Source organism: SAR202 cluster bacterium, from assembly GCA_016872285.1.
In the GTDB taxonomy this organism is placed as follows: domain Bacteria; phylum Chloroflexota; class Dehalococcoidia; order Lucifugimonadales.
The window spans coordinates 27,213-41,418 of sequence record VGZZ01000002.1; the positions used below are offsets into that span (position 1 = coordinate 27,213).

The 14,206-nt window shown below is 60.0% G+C and carries 20 protein-coding genes; 4 read left to right on the plus strand and 16 right to left on the minus strand.

Annotated features, from left to right (window positions below):
- The first annotated feature begins 44 nt into the window (after positions 1-44).
- Positions 45-482 carry an SRPBCC family protein gene (locus tag FJ320_00940; protein ID MBM3924545.1) on the plus strand — a complete coding sequence of 146 codons (438 nt, stop codon included), beginning with the start codon at positions 45-47 and terminating at the stop codon, positions 480-482.
- A gap of 104 nt (positions 483-586) precedes the next feature.
- On the plus strand, positions 587-1,492 hold the full coding sequence (locus tag FJ320_00945) for an NAD(P)-dependent oxidoreductase (GenBank protein ID MBM3924546.1): 906 nt from the start codon (positions 587-589) through the stop codon (positions 1,490-1,492).
- Here FJ320_00945 and FJ320_00950 read toward each other — a convergent pair.
- From FJ320_00950 to FJ320_01005, 12 genes are all read right to left on the minus strand, one after another.
- On the minus strand, positions 1,463-2,743 hold the full coding sequence (locus FJ320_00950; GenBank protein MBM3924547.1) for a DNA replication/repair protein RecF: 1,281 nt from the start codon (positions 2,741-2,743) through the stop codon (positions 1,463-1,465). The two genes, FJ320_00945 and FJ320_00950, sit on opposite strands and share 30 nt — an antisense overlap.
- Positions 2,744-3,490, minus strand: coding sequence for a hypothetical protein (locus FJ320_00955; protein MBM3924548.1), 747 nt, complete (start codon positions 3,488-3,490; stop codon positions 2,744-2,746). It abuts the gene before it with no gap.
- Between the two features lie 85 nt (positions 3,491-3,575).
- A complete protein-coding gene (locus FJ320_00960; GenBank protein MBM3924549.1) occupies positions 3,576-3,956 on the minus strand; it encodes a RidA family protein in 381 nt (126 codons plus the stop codon).
- Positions 3,957-4,041: 85 nt separating this feature from the next.
- Positions 4,042-4,443: a RidA family protein gene (locus FJ320_00965; protein MBM3924550.1), complete on the minus strand. Its 402-nt coding sequence runs from the start codon at positions 4,441-4,443 to the stop codon at positions 4,042-4,044.
- A gap of 38 nt (positions 4,444-4,481) precedes the next feature.
- Positions 4,482-4,943: a Zn-ribbon domain-containing OB-fold protein gene (locus FJ320_00970; GenBank protein MBM3924551.1), complete on the minus strand. Its 462-nt coding sequence runs from the start codon at positions 4,941-4,943 to the stop codon at positions 4,482-4,484.
- A gap of 4 nt (positions 4,944-4,947) precedes the next feature.
- The gene (locus tag FJ320_00975) at positions 4,948-5,304 is read right to left on the minus strand and encodes a clan AA aspartic protease (GenBank protein ID MBM3924552.1); all 357 of its coding nucleotides are present in this window, start codon (positions 5,302-5,304) and stop codon (positions 4,948-4,950) included.
- 7 nt (positions 5,305-5,311) lie between these two features.
- A complete protein-coding gene (locus FJ320_00980; GenBank protein ID MBM3924553.1) occupies positions 5,312-5,827 on the minus strand; it encodes a Zn-ribbon domain-containing OB-fold protein in 516 nt (171 codons plus the stop codon).
- Positions 5,827-6,963, minus strand: coding sequence for a thiolase domain-containing protein (locus FJ320_00985; protein ID MBM3924554.1), 1,137 nt, complete (start codon positions 6,961-6,963; stop codon positions 5,827-5,829). Before FJ320_00985 ends, FJ320_00980 begins: the two co-directional genes overlap by 1 nt.
- A 54-nt stretch (positions 6,964-7,017) precedes the next feature.
- Positions 7,018-7,257, minus strand: coding sequence for a type II toxin-antitoxin system HicB family antitoxin (locus FJ320_00990; protein ID MBM3924555.1), 240 nt, complete (start codon positions 7,255-7,257; stop codon positions 7,018-7,020).
- Positions 7,258-7,265: 8 nt separating this feature from the next.
- The gene (locus FJ320_00995; protein ID MBM3924556.1) at positions 7,266-7,499 is read right to left on the minus strand and encodes a type II toxin-antitoxin system HicA family toxin; all 234 of its coding nucleotides are present in this window, start codon (positions 7,497-7,499) and stop codon (positions 7,266-7,268) included.
- 12 nt (positions 7,500-7,511) lie between these two features.
- Positions 7,512-8,534 (minus strand): acetyl-CoA acetyltransferase, encoded by a 1,023-nt coding sequence (locus tag FJ320_01000; protein MBM3924557.1) that lies wholly within the window; start codon positions 8,532-8,534, stop codon positions 7,512-7,514.
- Between the two features lie 157 nt (positions 8,535-8,691).
- Positions 8,692-8,913 carry a DUF2905 domain-containing protein gene (locus FJ320_01005; GenBank protein ID MBM3924558.1) on the minus strand — a complete coding sequence of 74 codons (222 nt, stop codon included), beginning with the start codon at positions 8,911-8,913 and terminating at the stop codon, positions 8,692-8,694.
- Positions 8,914-9,056: 143 nt separating this feature from the next.
- On the opposite strand from FJ320_01005, the gene FJ320_01010 reads away from it, so the two are divergent.
- A complete protein-coding gene (locus FJ320_01010; protein MBM3924559.1) occupies positions 9,057-9,428 on the plus strand; it encodes an iron-sulfur cluster assembly accessory protein in 372 nt (123 codons plus the stop codon).
- Between the two features lie 69 nt (positions 9,429-9,497).
- Here FJ320_01010 and trxB read toward each other — a convergent pair whose 3' ends face one another.
- The 4 genes from trxB to FJ320_01030 all read right to left on the minus strand — a co-directional run bounded on the left by trxB (position 9,498) and on the right by FJ320_01030 (position 13,780).
- Positions 9,498-10,421, minus strand: a complete 924-nt coding sequence (gene trxB / locus FJ320_01015; protein ID MBM3924560.1) for a thioredoxin-disulfide reductase — start codon at positions 10,419-10,421, stop codon at positions 9,498-9,500.
- A gap of 21 nt (positions 10,422-10,442) precedes the next feature.
- Positions 10,443-11,393, minus strand: coding sequence for an SDR family oxidoreductase (locus tag FJ320_01020; protein ID MBM3924561.1), 951 nt, complete (start codon positions 11,391-11,393; stop codon positions 10,443-10,445).
- Positions 11,387-12,280, minus strand: coding sequence for a protease HtpX (locus tag FJ320_01025; protein ID MBM3924562.1), 894 nt, complete (start codon positions 12,278-12,280; stop codon positions 11,387-11,389). Before FJ320_01025 ends, FJ320_01020 begins: the two co-directional genes overlap by 7 nt.
- 66 nt (positions 12,281-12,346) lie before the next feature.
- Complete coding sequence (locus tag FJ320_01030; protein MBM3924563.1) at positions 12,347-13,780, minus strand: magnesium chelatase; 1,434 nt, start codon at positions 13,778-13,780, stop codon at positions 12,347-12,349.
- 237 nt (positions 13,781-14,017) lie between these two features.
- Here FJ320_01030 and FJ320_01035 point away from each other — a divergent pair, with 237 nt between their 5' ends.
- Positions 14,018-14,203 carry a hypothetical protein gene (locus FJ320_01035; GenBank protein ID MBM3924564.1) on the plus strand — a complete coding sequence of 62 codons (186 nt, stop codon included), beginning with the start codon at positions 14,018-14,020 and terminating at the stop codon, positions 14,201-14,203.
- Positions 14,204-14,206: the final 3 nt, after the last annotated feature.

Below are 14,206 nucleotides of genomic sequence, written 5' to 3' on the forward strand. Positions count from 1 at the left end.
ATTTTAAGGGATGCCAACCGGCACTTAAAGGAGAAGGAGGTCCCATGCCTACTACTCAGGTGTCTATAAACGCCCCGCCGGAGAAGGTCTTTCCCGCCTTGAGCGATCTTACGCGCCACGCCAAGTGGTCCATTCATAACATAGAGATCAAGCAGCTTAGCGGCAACGGCAACGTCGTCGGCTCCGAGTACTCTTCCGGCCATGCCGGCAAGAAGGGCGACATAGTGAAGATCACCAAGGTTGATCCCAACAAGACCTTCGCCTTCCGATCAGCCATGCCCAACAAGATGGAGATTGATCATACTTTTAATATCAGGCCGGAAGGCACTGGGACGCGAGTGGTGCATCACATGAAGATGACCAAGGTGCCGGGAGCTATGATTCTCGCCACGCCTCTTCTAAAGCTGATGATTGGAATGGCGGCGCCCGGACAGGACCGCAAGTTCCTGCACAATATGAAGGTGGAGATGGAAAAGAGATAGCCTGAGCCAGTGTTTTCCGACGCCCCCTGATTCAATCAGGGGGCGTCTTTTGTTTTGCGCGGTGCTACAATTCAGCCGCTAACAGTATTCAGGGCAGGTGTGAAATGAGGATAGGTTTCATCGGCACGGGGCGCATGGGCAACCCCATGGCTCGCCACCTTATCGAAAAAGGCCACCAGCTGAAGGTGCACGACCTGGTACACAAGGCAACCACCAACCTGGAGGAGATGGGCGCCAAATGGGCCGCCACGCCCAAGGCCGCGTCCCAGGGCAGCGACGTAGTCTTCACCTCGTTGCCGGGGCCTAAGGAGGTGGAGGCGGCGGTAACGGGCGGGGATGGCGTCATAGAGGGCGCTGCCAGGGGCGCGGTGTACATCGACCTGTCTACTAGCTCGCCGACATCGACGCGCAAGATAGCCCAGGCGCTGCAAGCCAGGGGTGTCGATATGCTGGACGCCCCGGTCAGCGGCGGGGTCGTTGGCGCCGAGGCCGCCACCCTGGCGGTTATGGTGGGCGGTGACGAGGCGGTGTATCGACGGGTCAAGCCCGTGCTGGACTGCATTGGCGACAAGGCTATGTATTGCGGGCCGTTGGGAAGCGGGATGGTGTGCAAAATATGCAACAACCTGGTGACGCTGAGTCTGGCCGCGTTCCTGCCCGAGGTGCTGACCATGGGTGTGAAGGCAGGGGTGGACCTGGGGGTGCTGGCCAAGGCGATCACCAGCGGCTCCGGCCAGAACTACGCCCTGGAAAAGAAGTACCCCAACAAGCTCTTCAAGGGCGACTTCGATCCCGGCTTCAGCCTCGCGATGGCGGCCAAAGACATGGGGCTGGCTTCCGCCCTGGGCAAGGAGCTGGGGCTGCCTATGGAGGTTGCCAACGTGCTGGAACAGAGGTACGTCGAGGCTATGGGCCGTGGTCTGGGGCCGAAGGACAGCGACGTGGTGGCGACGCTCTACGAGGAGCGGACCGGCGTGAAGTTAAGACTCCGGGGCGCCAAGAAGTCCTAGCCTCGCCTCGATTTCGCTGGACAGCACCTGTCCCGCCCCTTTGACCACCTGCACGGAGGCCTTGTTGACGCCGTAGATGGTCGCCATGGCAAGGAACCCCGACTCGAAGGGCGCCAGGTCGGTAGTGGTGATAAGGGTCTGTCGAAAGCCCTGGACCCGTTCCAACACCTGCCGGCGGCGCTGCACGTCCAGCTCGGAAAGTACATCGTCCAGCAGCATGATAGGCTCGCCCTTGACCGACGACAGATAGGACGCCTCGGCCAGTCGCAGGGCCAACGCCAGGGTGCGGGCCTGGCCCCGGGACGAATAGCTGGACATATCCACGCCGTTGATAAGCAGCTTGAAGTCGTCGCGGTGAGGGCCGACACTGGTGGAGCCGGTGCTGAGGTCGCGGCGCAGGCTGGTCGTCAGGGCCTGGGCCATGCGAGTTTCCAACGTGCCGTTCTTTTCCGCCTCCACGCTGGGCCGGTAGTCTATCTCAAGGGCCTCACGTCCTTGCGTCAGCTCCTTCAACAGCGATTTGGCCTTCACCGATAGCAGCCTCACGGCATCGACGCGCTTTGTCGTAATAAATGCGCCCTCTTTCGTAAGCTCAACGTTCCAGAAGTCGAGTTCAGGCTCCTTCGCCCGTCCCTCGCGCAGGGCCTTAAGCAGTTGATTGCGCTGCTGCAGGACCTTCTGATAGCGCTGCAGCGAGCGCAGGTAAGAAGAGTCGGCCTGGGAGATGAGGATGTCTAAGAAGCGGCGTCGCTGCGATGGCGCGCCGGTCACCAGTTGGATATCGTCGGCGGAAAAGAGGACGGCGTTGAGCACGCCCACCAGGTCGGCGGCGGAGCGGCGGACGCCCCCCACCCGAATCTCCTTCCTCACCAGCATACCAACGCCGTCGGAAGGCGAGGGCTGAGGCGCAGGCGTGGCCCTCGTCGGCTGGTAGCCGACGATAACGCGAAGACGGCCGTTGTCGCCTATCAGCAGCCCGTCGACGGCGGCTTGATGGCCTGCTGTAGCGGCGCGCCAGTTGACCACCTCGCGTTCGTTCTCGGCGCGGAAGGCCCTGGCGATGGCAAGGAGGTAAACGGCCTCCAACAGCGTGGTCTTGCCCTGGGCGTTGGTGCCGACAAAAATGGAGGGGCCTTCCGGCAGGGCCAGTTCCAGGTGCTGGAAGCTTCTAAAGTTAGTCAGCTTTAGATGGGAAAGATACACGGTTCCCCCTGACGCCCGCCTGTCAGTGGAGGCCACCAGGCTGGGTATCTAGCCTTCCAGCGATTTTATCTCCTGATCCAGCTTCCCTATTCTGGACTGGTCTTTGTCCGAGAGGCTGTAGCACCGGTCGACATAGAGCTGGGCCAGCCGCGCTCCCTTGTCCGACGGGTCTTTAGCCCACTGTATAACTTGACCGATCTTGTATTCCTCGGGCATATAGCGGCCCAAAAGGCGCATCTCCTCCTCCACGTCCCGCTGCATTAGCTTGTCGCGGCTTTCCACGGCGAAGCGCAGTCGGACCAGCAGGCGGGAAAGCTCGCCCAGCTTGTCGCGCTCGCCCAGAAGGCCGAACATGACCTCGTTAAAGGCCGCGCCCTCCTCAATTGGGGTTGGTTGGGCAGCGGCGCTCTGGGCCTTATGGTGCGAGTCCCACATGTCGGTATACCGCTGAGCGATTTCCCCCACGGTCTGCATGGCTACGGCTACATCGAAGTTGCCCAGGTCGCCGCCGAAAATCAGGTCATCGCTTCGGGACTTGGCCAGGCGCACCAGCCAGTCGTAGCTTTCGACCTCTTCAGGGGCCGGCGGCATGGGGAAGGAGGAGATTTCGCCCATGGACGCGCCGCCTAGGGATGATGCCAGGAAGGGCGGCACGTACTTGGCGATGTTTATCTTTAGCGGGAACACCACCAGATAAGTAGCGAAGACTTTGCCAGGGTGGACCGCGCCTCGAAAGTACACTAGGGCGTGGCCCTTGGGGGTGGAGGCGTCGCCGATGTCAAAGGTGAATTGCATAGGTTTACGTTTAGAGTATAACCGAAAAGGGCGCGCCGCCATCGGCCTGAGGCGGACGGCGGCGCGGGTTGGGAATGGGTATCGACTAGCCGGTGTAGGCCCAGGCCTCGACCTCGACGCGAAGCTCAGGCTGTGCCAGGGCCGTGACTACCACCAGGGTGCTGGTGGGGTAGTTGGGGTTCTTCATGTACTTGGCGCGGACGGCGCGGAAGGGGTCCATGTCCTCTTTGTGGGTGACGTAGACGGTAATTTTCACAATCTGGTCCAGCGTCGCCCCGGCCAGCGCCAGCGCGGATTTCAGGTTCTCGAAGGTCTGAGTGGTCTGGCCGGTGATGTCCGATGGGATGGTGCCGTCAGGCTTGCGGCCGGTCTGGCCGGAGACGTACACAGTGTTGCCGGCTTTGATGGCGGGGATGAATCCTCTAGCGGGGCCCTGGCCCTTGGGGTCAAAACGCTGAGCAGGCATGTCAGCCTCCTTACGATGGTTGGTGTCGCGGGGCTACTGTATTCCAGCACGCAGGCCAGGTCAAGCGGACTGTTGGAACGCCGACTTACCCCACGTAGGCCCAGACTTCTATCGCGATGAGAAGCTCTGGGAAAGCCAATGCCTTCGCCGCGATCATGCTGCTGGTGGGATGATTCGGGGCCTTCATATGTCTGGCGCGGACGGCGCGATAGGCGTCCATGTCTTTCTCGTCCTTCACGAAAACGGTCATTTTCACTACCTGGTCTAGCGTTGCGCCCGCCATCGCTAAGGCGGACTTAATATTCTCGAAGGTCTGGTTGGCCTGACCAATGAAATCGGACGCGATAGTGCCGTCAGGTCTATGGCCGCCCTGGCCTGCGATGAAAACGAAGCTGCCAGCCTTGATGGCGTGGACCCACCCGCGTTTGGCTGCCTGGTTTTCGGGGTCGAAGCGTTGAATAGGCATAGTCGCCTCCTTGCTGCCCATAGTATTCGCGGCTACCGTAGGGCAGGAAGGAAGCCAGGTCAAGCGGGCCGGAAGAAGCGGATGTCCTCCAGGCTGCCGGTGCGTTTGTCCGACCACTCGGGCGCGACCTTCATGTCAATTTTTACCTTCGACGCCTCCACGCCTTCCAGCCGGTGCAGCAGCCCGCCTTCCACGTCGTCCCACCCCACCATAACCGCGACGATGGGCTTTTCCAGCGGCTCCTCATCCAGCGTGCGGTGCAGGACGGTGAAGGCTGTGATAACGCCCGGCCCTTCCACCGGCGACCAATCGGTCATTTCGACAAAACATTTTTCGCAGTACATCTTGGGCGGCAGCCATCGCTTGCCGCATTGGGGACATCGGGAGGTGAGAATTTGCTGCTGGTCGCGCAAGGCTTTGAAGAACCGTTCGCCGGCGACGCCCAGGGTGTAGCGGTGGTATATAGGGATGTTGCCCTGAACGGCGCGAGAGGGGGTGGAGCGGTTGGTTTTTTCTAGCATTGATTTACCTTAAAGAGCCAGGGACTGGAAAGAGTTTTCTTTTTAGGGGGTCAACCGCCAGCCCAAAGCTCTCTAACGAAAAAGCGCCGAGAAGAGGTTCCGTATCCTCCTCGCCAAAAACGACAAGTTGTGTCCTTGTCATACCGTCAAACTTCACTTTAGTCTCAGCCATGTCCAATTGGACCTCACGTCCGTCGGGGAGAATAAAGGGAAACTTGAAGGTGGGCTTTACGCCGAGCTTCTCTAATATCGAGCGAGGGACGTAGGTGTAGGACGCGCCGGTATCAACCATGGCGGACACTCGCTCAAACCGCCTGCCCTGCGTATCCCTTATCTCGATGTCGATGTTGAAAGTGCCCATGTGGATACTATTTTAATAGCCTGAAGTATTTAATATCCGTAATCGCGCCCTCTCGTTCAGCGGCGGGCTTCCATACCGCCTGCACTCTCATACCGATTTTCACACGTCGGCGTATGTCCTCTAGATCATCGCCTACCTCGCCTAGCAGATGGAGGATACCCATACCAGCACTGGCGCCGTCGATTTCTATAACGGCAGGGATTTCGGGGGTCTCGCGTCGAGTGGCGTCCCAGTTCACGAAGGAGATGGAGAAGGTGTTGATGATGCCGGTGTCTTGCAGTTCCACCCAGTCGTTGATGGGGCGGAAGCAAAGCTCACAAAAGCCGCGAGGGGGGATAAGGGTGCGTTTGCACTGTGGACATCGGACGCCCAGAAGCTTGCCTTCCTTTAGTCCGGCGAGGAACTTGCCGACAGCCTGGCCGGTGTCCCAAGCGTAGTCGGCCTTGACACGCCACATAGTCGCCAGGACTTCGCCCTGGGCTAAGGCCTGGTCAGTCAGGGAGGTTCCAGCGAAGGGTTTCATTACTTCTTGTCCTTGCCCATAATTATGACCGTACCCACCTGCATCAGGTCGCCCCAGGCCTGCGCCAGCCCCCGCTGCACCTCCCGTTTTACCTGCCGCGCGCCCGCCTGGCCCTTAAGCTGCCAGTAAAGCTCGGCCACTTTCATCATGCCCGCGGCGGCGATGGGGTTGCCAACGCCTAGGAGGCCGCCCGATGGTGTGGCAGGGATGCCTCTGGTGGTGTCCCGGTCCCAGAACCCCTCCTCGGCTAGGCGGGGGGCCTGGCCCTTGTCCGCTAGCTGCAACCCTTCCAGATGGTGCAGCTCTTTATAAGCAAAGGGGTCGTATGGCTCGACGAAGTGAATCTCTTTGCGGGGGTCTCTGACGCCCGCCATGTCGTAGGCCATCCTGGCGGCTTTTTCGACGTAACGAGGGTAGGCTAAGTCGCGAGTCGTCCAATAGGAGGTGTCTAGGTTCCAGCCTACGCCTTCAATCCACACAGGCTTGAGGCCGCGCTTTTTCACGAACTCCTCCGACGCCAGCACCACCGCTCCCGCGCCGTCGCTGATGGGCGACACCATTAGACGATGCACCGGCCAGGCCATGACCTCCGACTCCATGATTTGCTGGATAGTGAAGTCGCCGGCGATGCCTCTCTGGGAAGAGGGGTGGTCGAGGCCGTTGCGCTTGTTTTTCTGGGCTACCCGCGCGAAGGTCTCCATGGGAACTTTGTAGGCGTTCATGTAACGGTTCATTTCCAGCGAGAAGATCCAGAGAAGGTTCACCCCCAGAGGGCGCTCGATGAACTGGTCGTAGATAGCGTTGAAGGCACCCTGAGGGTGAGGCAGCGACGAGGACATCTTCTCCTCGCACACCACCAGGCAGGTGTCGAAGTAGCCGCTGGCGATGTGGTACCAGCCGTGGATAGCGCTAAAGACACCGCTGCCACCGCCGACGAAGCTCCGCATGTAAGGCTTGCCGTGGGCGCCTGCGCCGTCGGCGAAATACTCGGTGTTCATATGAACGCCGTCGAAGGCGTCGGGTGCCGTCACGCCGACGACACAGTCGATGTCGCTGATTTGCAGGCCGGCGTCGTCCAGGGCGGCGCGAGAGGCCTCGAAGGCCAGCTCCTTGGGGGTTTCAAGGGCGCGGCGCATGAACTTGGTGAGTCCAGCGCCAACGACAGCTACGCGGGATTTATAGGCCAAGGTTTACGCCTCAACCGAGACAAGTGATATTAGCCCGGTAGTCTGGGCGTTTTCACCCGGAATGGGAAGCCCGCGCTCTTTCAGACTGAGGATATAGCCCTGGACCGCTTCTTCTGCATTTTTTAACGCTTCCTCTACGGTTTCACCCTGAGTTACACAGCCAGGAAGGGCTGGAATTTTGACCCAATAGCCTCCCTCATCCGCTTCACCTGGAATTAGTAGTACCGTATATGAGAGTCTCATTTTCTCACCTAAAGCAAATCTTTTAACTCACTAATACTTAGACCTGCTTGCTCAAGGATGTCTGATAAAAGTCCTTTTTTGACGGGTCGGTTATGTACTGGCACAACTATCGTAACATCCGGTCTATTAGCATTCACCAACATATGATGTGAACCATGGACTCTATGAACAGTCCAACCTGCTCTTCTTAATGCCCGAACAACTCTTGCACCGTTTACCTGTGGAAGACGTTGAGTGCCCATCTAGGTAGTGTCTTATCTCCCCAACACCATTACGCCCCCACTCGCCGTGGGGATGCCCCGCCAGGACTGCGCCAGGCCGGCGCGGGCGCGGTCTAACTGGCGCTCGCCGGCATGGCCTCGAAGCTGGAGGACGCACTCCAGAACGCTGCGAATGCCTGACATATCGTGGGTATAACCGCAGCCCAGGCTGCCGCCGGAAACGTTGACCGGCAGCTTGGCGCCATTTAAGCCAAGGGCTGTGAGGTGCTGAGGCTCCTTGTAGGCGAAGGCGTCGTCAACCTCAGCGAAATCAATTTCGCGGACTGGGTTCTTAACGCCTGCCATCTTGTAGGCCCGCTGCGCAGCGGCCTCGGCGTAGCGGGCGCGGGACCAGTCGCGGGCTTCCAGGTTAGGCGTGTCCTGGCTCCAGCCGACGCCCTTTATGTAAACTGCCGTACCGCTGAGCTTCTTGGCGGCTTCCTCCGTCGCCAGTACCAGAACGATAGCGCCGTCGGCCCGCTGGGCGACTTCTAGCTCGCGCAGGGGATCGGCCACGGGCGGCGAGGAGAGCACGTCGGAGGCGGAAACCCGCGCGGGGTAGGCGGCCAGGGGGTTGCGAAGGGCGCGGCGTCGGTTTTTCTCGACCACCGCCGCGATTTGCTCCTTCGTCAGGCCGGACGATTCCATAAACGCCCGCATCTCCATGCCGGCGATGAAGTGGGGATGGAAGGCCAGGGGACGGATGAAAACGGGGTCCAGGGCGAAGGCCTCGATGTGAGCGGGGCGGAGGACGTTGGAGGCCTTGCTGTGGGCTTCAATGACGGCGACGTTAAAGGCGCCGGTGGCTAGCTGCATGGCGGCGGCGCCCAGGGCGGCGATGCCGTCGGCGCCTATAGTGTGGACGGGCTTGAGGACGGCGCCGAGCTGGTCGGGCACATACTCGTCCGCGATGGCGGTGCCTTCCATATAGTCCTCGGTCACAGACATAAAGGTGTCCACCTGGGCCGGCGTTATGCCTGCGTCCTCGTAGGCCTTAGTCGCGGCCTCGAAGATCATCTCGCGGAAGGAGACCTCCGGCGACACGGGCCTGAACGGCGTGTATCCAACACCGACGATGGCGACTCGTTGCGGCAAGGGCAGACCTCGATGGGCTAACTGGCTGGATTGTATCGGGGCCGTTGGGCAGAGACAAGTATCGAAGGGATTACTTATGTCATCGGACAAAGAAGCGGAAGACAATCATAAGGACTAGGGATAAAAGGATGCTGACTATAATGCTGGTGACCCAGGGAAAGTAAAAGGTGAAATTGTCGCGCTGGACTACAATGTCGCCTGGGAGGCGGCCAAGGCCCAGCCGGTTCATGAGCAGCACCGCCAGCCCCGCCAGGACTATCACCCCGCCCGCGATAAGCAGAAGTTTCCCAACCGCATCCATCTATCACATCCCCTAGCTACTATTATAGAAGGGGCCCAGGATATAAACAGCATAGTGTGATAAAAAGCGCTAAAGCCATTGACAACGCTGACGCAATCCTGCTACGGTTGTACGTGCAGGTATGTGAATCAAAGGAGGGGTTAATGCTGGAAGTCACCAGTGTTGCCGCGGAGAAGATTAAAGAGGTCCTGAAGGAAGAAGGCACGCCCCAGGCCGCCCTGCGCGTTATCGCCATACCCCAGGGCCAAGGTGTGCAGTATATGCTCACTATGGAGGATGAGACCCAGCCCGACGACATGACTCTTGACCGCGACGGCCTCAAGTTCCTGGTGGACTCCGACAGCGCCCCCTTCCTGGACAAGGCCACCATCGACTTCGTCGAAGACCTTACCCGCGTCGGCTTCATCATCTCCAACCCCGACTTCCCGGCCGCCAGCGGCGGATGCGGCTCCGGTGGGTGCGGCTGCGGGGCTGGGGGATGTGGCGGCGGCGGTCACGAAGGCCACGGCCACTAGGCCGATACGTAATAAAAATCAAAAGGCCCTCCGATTATCGGAGGGCCTTTTATATTGCCTGGGCCGTGGTTAATGGGCTTCGGTGATGTACTTGTAGGCGGACAGCGCGGCGGCGATACCGTCGCCGACGGCGTTGCCTAGCTGGCGGAAGGACTGGGAGCGGATGTCGCCGGCGGCGAATACGCCGGGGATGCCGGTGGACATGTTTATGTCTGTCTTTACGTGGCCGGTCTCGTCCAGGGACACCTGGCCCTTCAGGAACTCGGTGTTGGACACAAAACCAATGTAGATAAACGCGCCGGTGGCGGGATACTCATAGCTCTTGCCGGACTTGAGGTCTTTGACCTGCACCCGGTCCATTTGTCCGTTCCCTTTAATCTCCTCCACCACGTGGCTCCATAGAAACTTGAACTTGGGGTTCTTTAAGGCCCGCTCCTGGAGGATTTTGCTGGCGCGAAGCTCGTCGCGGCGATGAACTACCGTGACCTGCTTCACCAGGCCCGACAGGTAGAGCCCCTCGTCTAAAGCCGCGTCGCCGCCGCCGACCACCACTACGTCCTGCCCCTTGAAGAAGTTGCCGTCGCAGACGGCGCAGTAGGACACGCCTTTGCCTGAGAACTCCTCCTCGCCGGGAACGCCCAGCTTTCGATGGGAGCCTCCGGCGGCGATGATGATGGTCTTGGCGTGATAAGTGCCCTCAGTGGTGTGGACCTGCTTCAGCTTGGCGTCGAGGCGGGAGACGCCGGTGATCTCCTCAAACTTCATCTCCGCGCCGAAGCGTTTGGTCTGCTTCTCCATCAGAATGCCCAGGTCCGGGCCTTTAATGCCTTCCGGGAAGCCCGGGTAGTTATCGATAACGTCGGTGACCAGGATCTGGCCGCCGTAGCCCAGCTTTTCCAGGATAAGGGTCTTGAGCATGGCGCGGGTGGTATAAAGGCCGGCGCTGAGGCCCGCGGCGCCGCCGCCTAAGATGATAACGTCATACTGCTGCATTTATCGCGACCTCCCAATGATTTAAACCCGCGCCTGGACGCCCACAGCCTTTCGAAAGAAATCGGCGGTGCGGCGCAGCCCATCATCGATGCCAACTTTTGGCGACCAGCCTAGCTCCCGCCGGGCTTTGGAGGCGTCCAGGGCGATTTTGTAGACATCCCCCGGACGGGGCGGCCCGTACTTGGCCTCCGATTTGTATCCCAAGGCGGCGCTGAGGATCTTGTACACACGATTGACATTGACGCCGTTTCCGGTGCCGATATTGTAGTGGCCGGCTATGCCGGGTTTCATGGCTAGAATGTTGGCTTCCACCACGTCGTCCACGTATACAAAGTCCCGTTCCTGGAGGCCGTCGCCAAAAATGGTGGGCTGCTTCCCCGCCAGCATCATGCTGGCGAAGATGGCCACTACGCCTGCCTCGCCGTGGGGGTCCTGCCGAGGCCCGTACACGTTGCCGTATCGCAGGGCCACGGACTTGAGGCCGTGGATGCGGCCATAAAGCTCCATATACTGCTCGCCTGCGTATTTGGACGTCCCGTAAGGCGAGAGCGCATTTATGGGGTGTCCCTCGTCGCAGGGGAGGTATTCCGGCTCCCCGTACAGAGCGCCGCCGGTGGAAGAGAAGACCAGCTTCTCGACCTTGTAACGGCGGCATAGCTCCAGCACTCGAAGGATGCCCAGGACGTTAGTCTCCGCGTCTTTAGCCGGCTCTCGAACTGATACGCTGACGCTAATCTGCGCGGCGTTGTGAAAGACTATGCTGGGTTTCTCGGCCTCGAAGACCCTATCCAGGTCAGGGCTGGTGATAGAGGCAGGGTAGAACTTGGCCTGGGTAGGGAGGTTCTCCCGCTTGCCTGTGCTGAGGTCGTCCGCCACCGCAACGCGAAGGCCCAGGCCCGCCAAGCGTTCGACCAGGTGCGAGCCGATAAATCCCGCGCCGCCGGTAACCAGGGCCGACGCGCGGCTTACCATCCTTCCTTTACTGCCCTCAGACGCTTCACCCGCTCCGCAATGGGCGGGTGGGTGGATAATAGGTTCATCAGGCTGTCGGCGTTGAAGAAGCCCATTGCGCCCTTGTGCATAGGCTCGACGATGAACAGATGGGCGACGGCGGTGTTGGCCTCCATAGGCTTGCGCTTGGAACCTATGTGGAGTTTCTCCAGGGCGCTGGCCAGGGCCTCAGGAGTGCCGGAGGTGCGGGCGCCGGTGGCGTCCGCCTGGTACTCGCGAGTCCGCGAGATGGCGAGTCGAATAATGGTGGTTATCAGCGGTATCAGGATGGCGATGACCAGCAGGCCAACGATCCCGATAATCCCGCCGCCTCCTCCCCGCTCATCGCGGTCCCGGCCGCCGAAGCCGCCGAATATCATGGACCACTGGGCCATCCAGGCAATCATGCCCAGGGCGGAGGCCACAGTGGCGACTATGGTCATGATAAGGGTGTCGCGGTTGCCGACGTGGGCTAGCTCGTGGGCGATGACGCCGCCCAGCTCGTCTCGATTGAGAATGCGCATGATGCCCGTGGTGGCGGCGATGGAAGCGTGCTTGGGGCTGCGGCCCGTGGCGAAGGCGTTGGGGGAGTCGTTGTTAATTATGTAAACTTTGGGCTTGGGTATGCCAGCCTTGGCAACCTGCTCATCGACCACCGAATGAAGCACAGGCTCGGCTTCGGGCGTGGCCTCGTGGGCGCCGGCCATTCGGAGCGCGATCTTGTCGCTGAACCAGTACATGGCGAAGTTCAGGACGAAGGCGAAAATGAGGGCGACGATGATGCCGCCCATGCCGCCCATCAGGTATCCGACGGCCAGCAGCAAACCGCCCAGCAGCATCATGAAGAAGCCGGTCTTAACGGTATTCATCTGTCTCTAGGCCTCCAAAGCTAGACCCGGTCTAAACTACAATAGAATTATACCATTCCTGCAGCCCTACTTCTCACGCCTGGGAGCGCCTGCGGCGGTGAGGGCCCCGTAGCGCGTCCTGCCGTTGACGCTCTCACGATTGAGCTTGCGGTTCAGGTATAGGCCTTCCAGGACAAACTCCACGGCGGCGGACTGGGCCTCGGGGCGCTTGTCCGGCCCCAGCCTGGCGATGGCCTTTTCCAGGGCCGGCACCTGGGAGAGCAGCTTCACGTAGTGGGCCGCCGGCGTCTGGCTTCCCACCTCCACGGACTTTCCGTCCTCGAAATACTGCACCACGGGTTGCAGGGCGTTGACATCCAGGTGGCGGCCAAAGACGCCCAGGACGGCCCGCTTGACCAGGTCGTCGATGATCTTTCCTTCCTTGCCCTCGTCGAAAGACTCCATCTCCACTTTGCCCGTGAAGGAGGCTTGAATGTAAGGCAGATCGCTGATGCGCGGCACGGCCCACTCCTCGTTGCTGCGAAGGGCGCGGCGGGTGGCGTTGCCGATGACGGTCTCCAGGTTGGCGATGGAGACGCGGACGCTAACGCCGGAGCGCTGGTTTATCTGCTGGCTCTTGCGGGCCAGGGCGGTGATGTCCGCTATCACCTCCTTGAAGTATGGCGGTATGAAAACCTGGTCTTCGTTCAGGAAGCGGGAACGCTCCTGGTCCATGATGGCGATTTCGTCTTTGGTGTCGTGAGGATAGTGGGTGCGTATCTGGGCGCCGTAGCGGTCCTTCAAAGGCGTGATAATGCGGCCTCGATTGGTGTAGTCCTCCGGATTGGCGGTGGCGACGACGAAGATGTCCAGCGGCAGGCGGATTCGATAGCCCTTTATCTGAACGTCCCGCTCCTCCATGAGGTTGAACAGGCCCACCTGCACGCGCTCCGCCAGGTCAGGCAGCTCATTGATGCAGAAGATGCCGCGGTTGGTGCGGGGCACCAGGCCGTAGTGGATGGTGTACTCGTCCGCCAGATAGCGGCCCTCGGCCACTTTTATCGGGTCCACCTCGCCGATGAGGTCGGCGATGGAGATGTCGGGGGTGGCCAGCTTTTCCGAGTACCGCTCGTCGCGGGCGATCCATGCTATCTCTATCTTGTCTCCCTCTTTAGCGATGCGGTTTTTGCAGGGCGTGCATATAGGGTTGAAAGGGTCGTCATTGATTTCGCAGCCGGCTATGGCGGGGACTTCTTCATTCAATAAGGAGACCATCTGGCGGATAATCCTGGACTTGGCCTGGCCTCGCTCTCCAAGAAGGATGATGTCCTGGCCCGCCAGAATGGCGTTCTCAAGCTGCGGTATAACGGTGTCGTCGTAGCCGACTATGCCTGGAAAGAGCCTCTCGCCGTTCTTGATCTTCTCCGCCAGGTTCTTGCGCATCTCCTGCCTGACGCTGGCGGGCTTGTGACCCGAGCGTCGAAGGGATGCCAGGGTTGTTGATTTTGAGCGGGTCGGCATGATAATCCCCCATCCATCACAATATTGCCCCACGTGTAGGCGTGAGGTTGATTATAGACGGCCCCCAGCGCATACGCCAGACACAGGACGCAAGCTGAGGCGCGCCTGAAAATCTATTACATATACGCTTGCTTTTAACTTGTCATTCAGAAAACGTGGATGCTATACTTCGACGACTTTGGTAAACCATCGAGGCGATTAGGAGGGATTGTGGAAGAAAGGGCCCTACCCCAGTGCATGAGGTGCAATACAGGACTGCTGGTTCCGCTTTCGGACTACGGTAGCCAGGGGGCTGCCGTTCACTACAAGGCATGGGTGTGTATAAATCCTGACTGTGGCTTCAATATAAAGATTCGCAACGGCGACATCTATCTCAACGAGCCTATCAACAGCGGCGCCGCCCATGCGCCCAGAATGCGGTAACCT

Coding starts and splice junctions, on each gene's coding strand:
- FJ320_01020 (MBM3924561.1), bottom strand. CDS start 11,393: ATGGTAAGCCGCGCGTCGGCCCTGGTTACCGGCGGCGCGGGATTTATC.
- FJ320_00985 (MBM3924554.1), bottom strand. CDS start 6,963: ATGCGCCGCGCCCTTGAAACCCCCAAGGAGCTGGCCTTCGAGGCCTCT.
- FJ320_00995 (MBM3924556.1), bottom strand. CDS start 7,499: ATGGGCACTCAACGTCTTCCACAGGTAAACGGTGCAAGAGTTGTTCGG.
- FJ320_00990 (MBM3924555.1), bottom strand. CDS start 7,257: ATGAGACTCTCATATACGGTACTACTAATTCCAGGTGAAGCGGATGAG.
- FJ320_00940 (MBM3924545.1), top strand. CDS start 45: ATGCCTACTACTCAGGTGTCTATAAACGCCCCGCCGGAGAAGGTCTTT.
- FJ320_01030 (MBM3924563.1), bottom strand. CDS start 13,780: ATGCCGACCCGCTCAAAATCAACAACCCTGGCATCCCTTCGACGCTCG.
- trxB (MBM3924560.1), bottom strand. CDS start 10,421: ATGCAGCAGTATGACGTTATCATCTTAGGCGGCGGCGCCGCGGGCCTC.
- FJ320_01005 (MBM3924558.1), bottom strand. CDS start 8,913: ATGGATGCGGTTGGGAAACTTCTGCTTATCGCGGGCGGGGTGATAGTC.
- FJ320_01000 (MBM3924557.1), bottom strand. CDS start 8,534: ATGATCTTCGAGGCCGCGACTAAGGCCTACGAGGACGCAGGCATAACG.
- FJ320_00965 (MBM3924550.1), bottom strand. CDS start 4,443: ATGGGCAGCAAGGAGGCGACTATGCCTATTCAACGCTTCGACCCCGAA.
- FJ320_00980 (MBM3924553.1), bottom strand. CDS start 5,827: ATGAAACCCTTCGCTGGAACCTCCCTGACTGACCAGGCCTTAGCCCAG.
- FJ320_00955 (MBM3924548.1), bottom strand. CDS start 3,490: ATGCAATTCACCTTTGACATCGGCGACGCCTCCACCCCCAAGGGCCAC.
- FJ320_01010 (MBM3924559.1), top strand. CDS start 9,057: ATGCTGGAAGTCACCAGTGTTGCCGCGGAGAAGATTAAAGAGGTCCTG.
- FJ320_01025 (MBM3924562.1), bottom strand. CDS start 12,280: ATGAATACCGTTAAGACCGGCTTCTTCATGATGCTGCTGGGCGGTTTG.
- FJ320_00960 (MBM3924549.1), bottom strand. CDS start 3,956: ATGCCTGCTCAGCGTTTTGACCCCAAGGGCCAGGGCCCCGCTAGAGGA.
- FJ320_00970 (MBM3924551.1), bottom strand. CDS start 4,943: ATGCTAGAAAAAACCAACCGCTCCACCCCCTCTCGCGCCGTTCAGGGC.
- FJ320_00945 (MBM3924546.1), top strand. CDS start 587: ATGAGGATAGGTTTCATCGGCACGGGGCGCATGGGCAACCCCATGGCT.
- FJ320_00975 (MBM3924552.1), bottom strand. CDS start 5,304: ATGGGCACTTTCAACATCGACATCGAGATAAGGGATACGCAGGGCAGG.
- FJ320_01035 (MBM3924564.1), top strand. CDS start 14,018: ATGAGGTGCAATACAGGACTGCTGGTTCCGCTTTCGGACTACGGTAGC.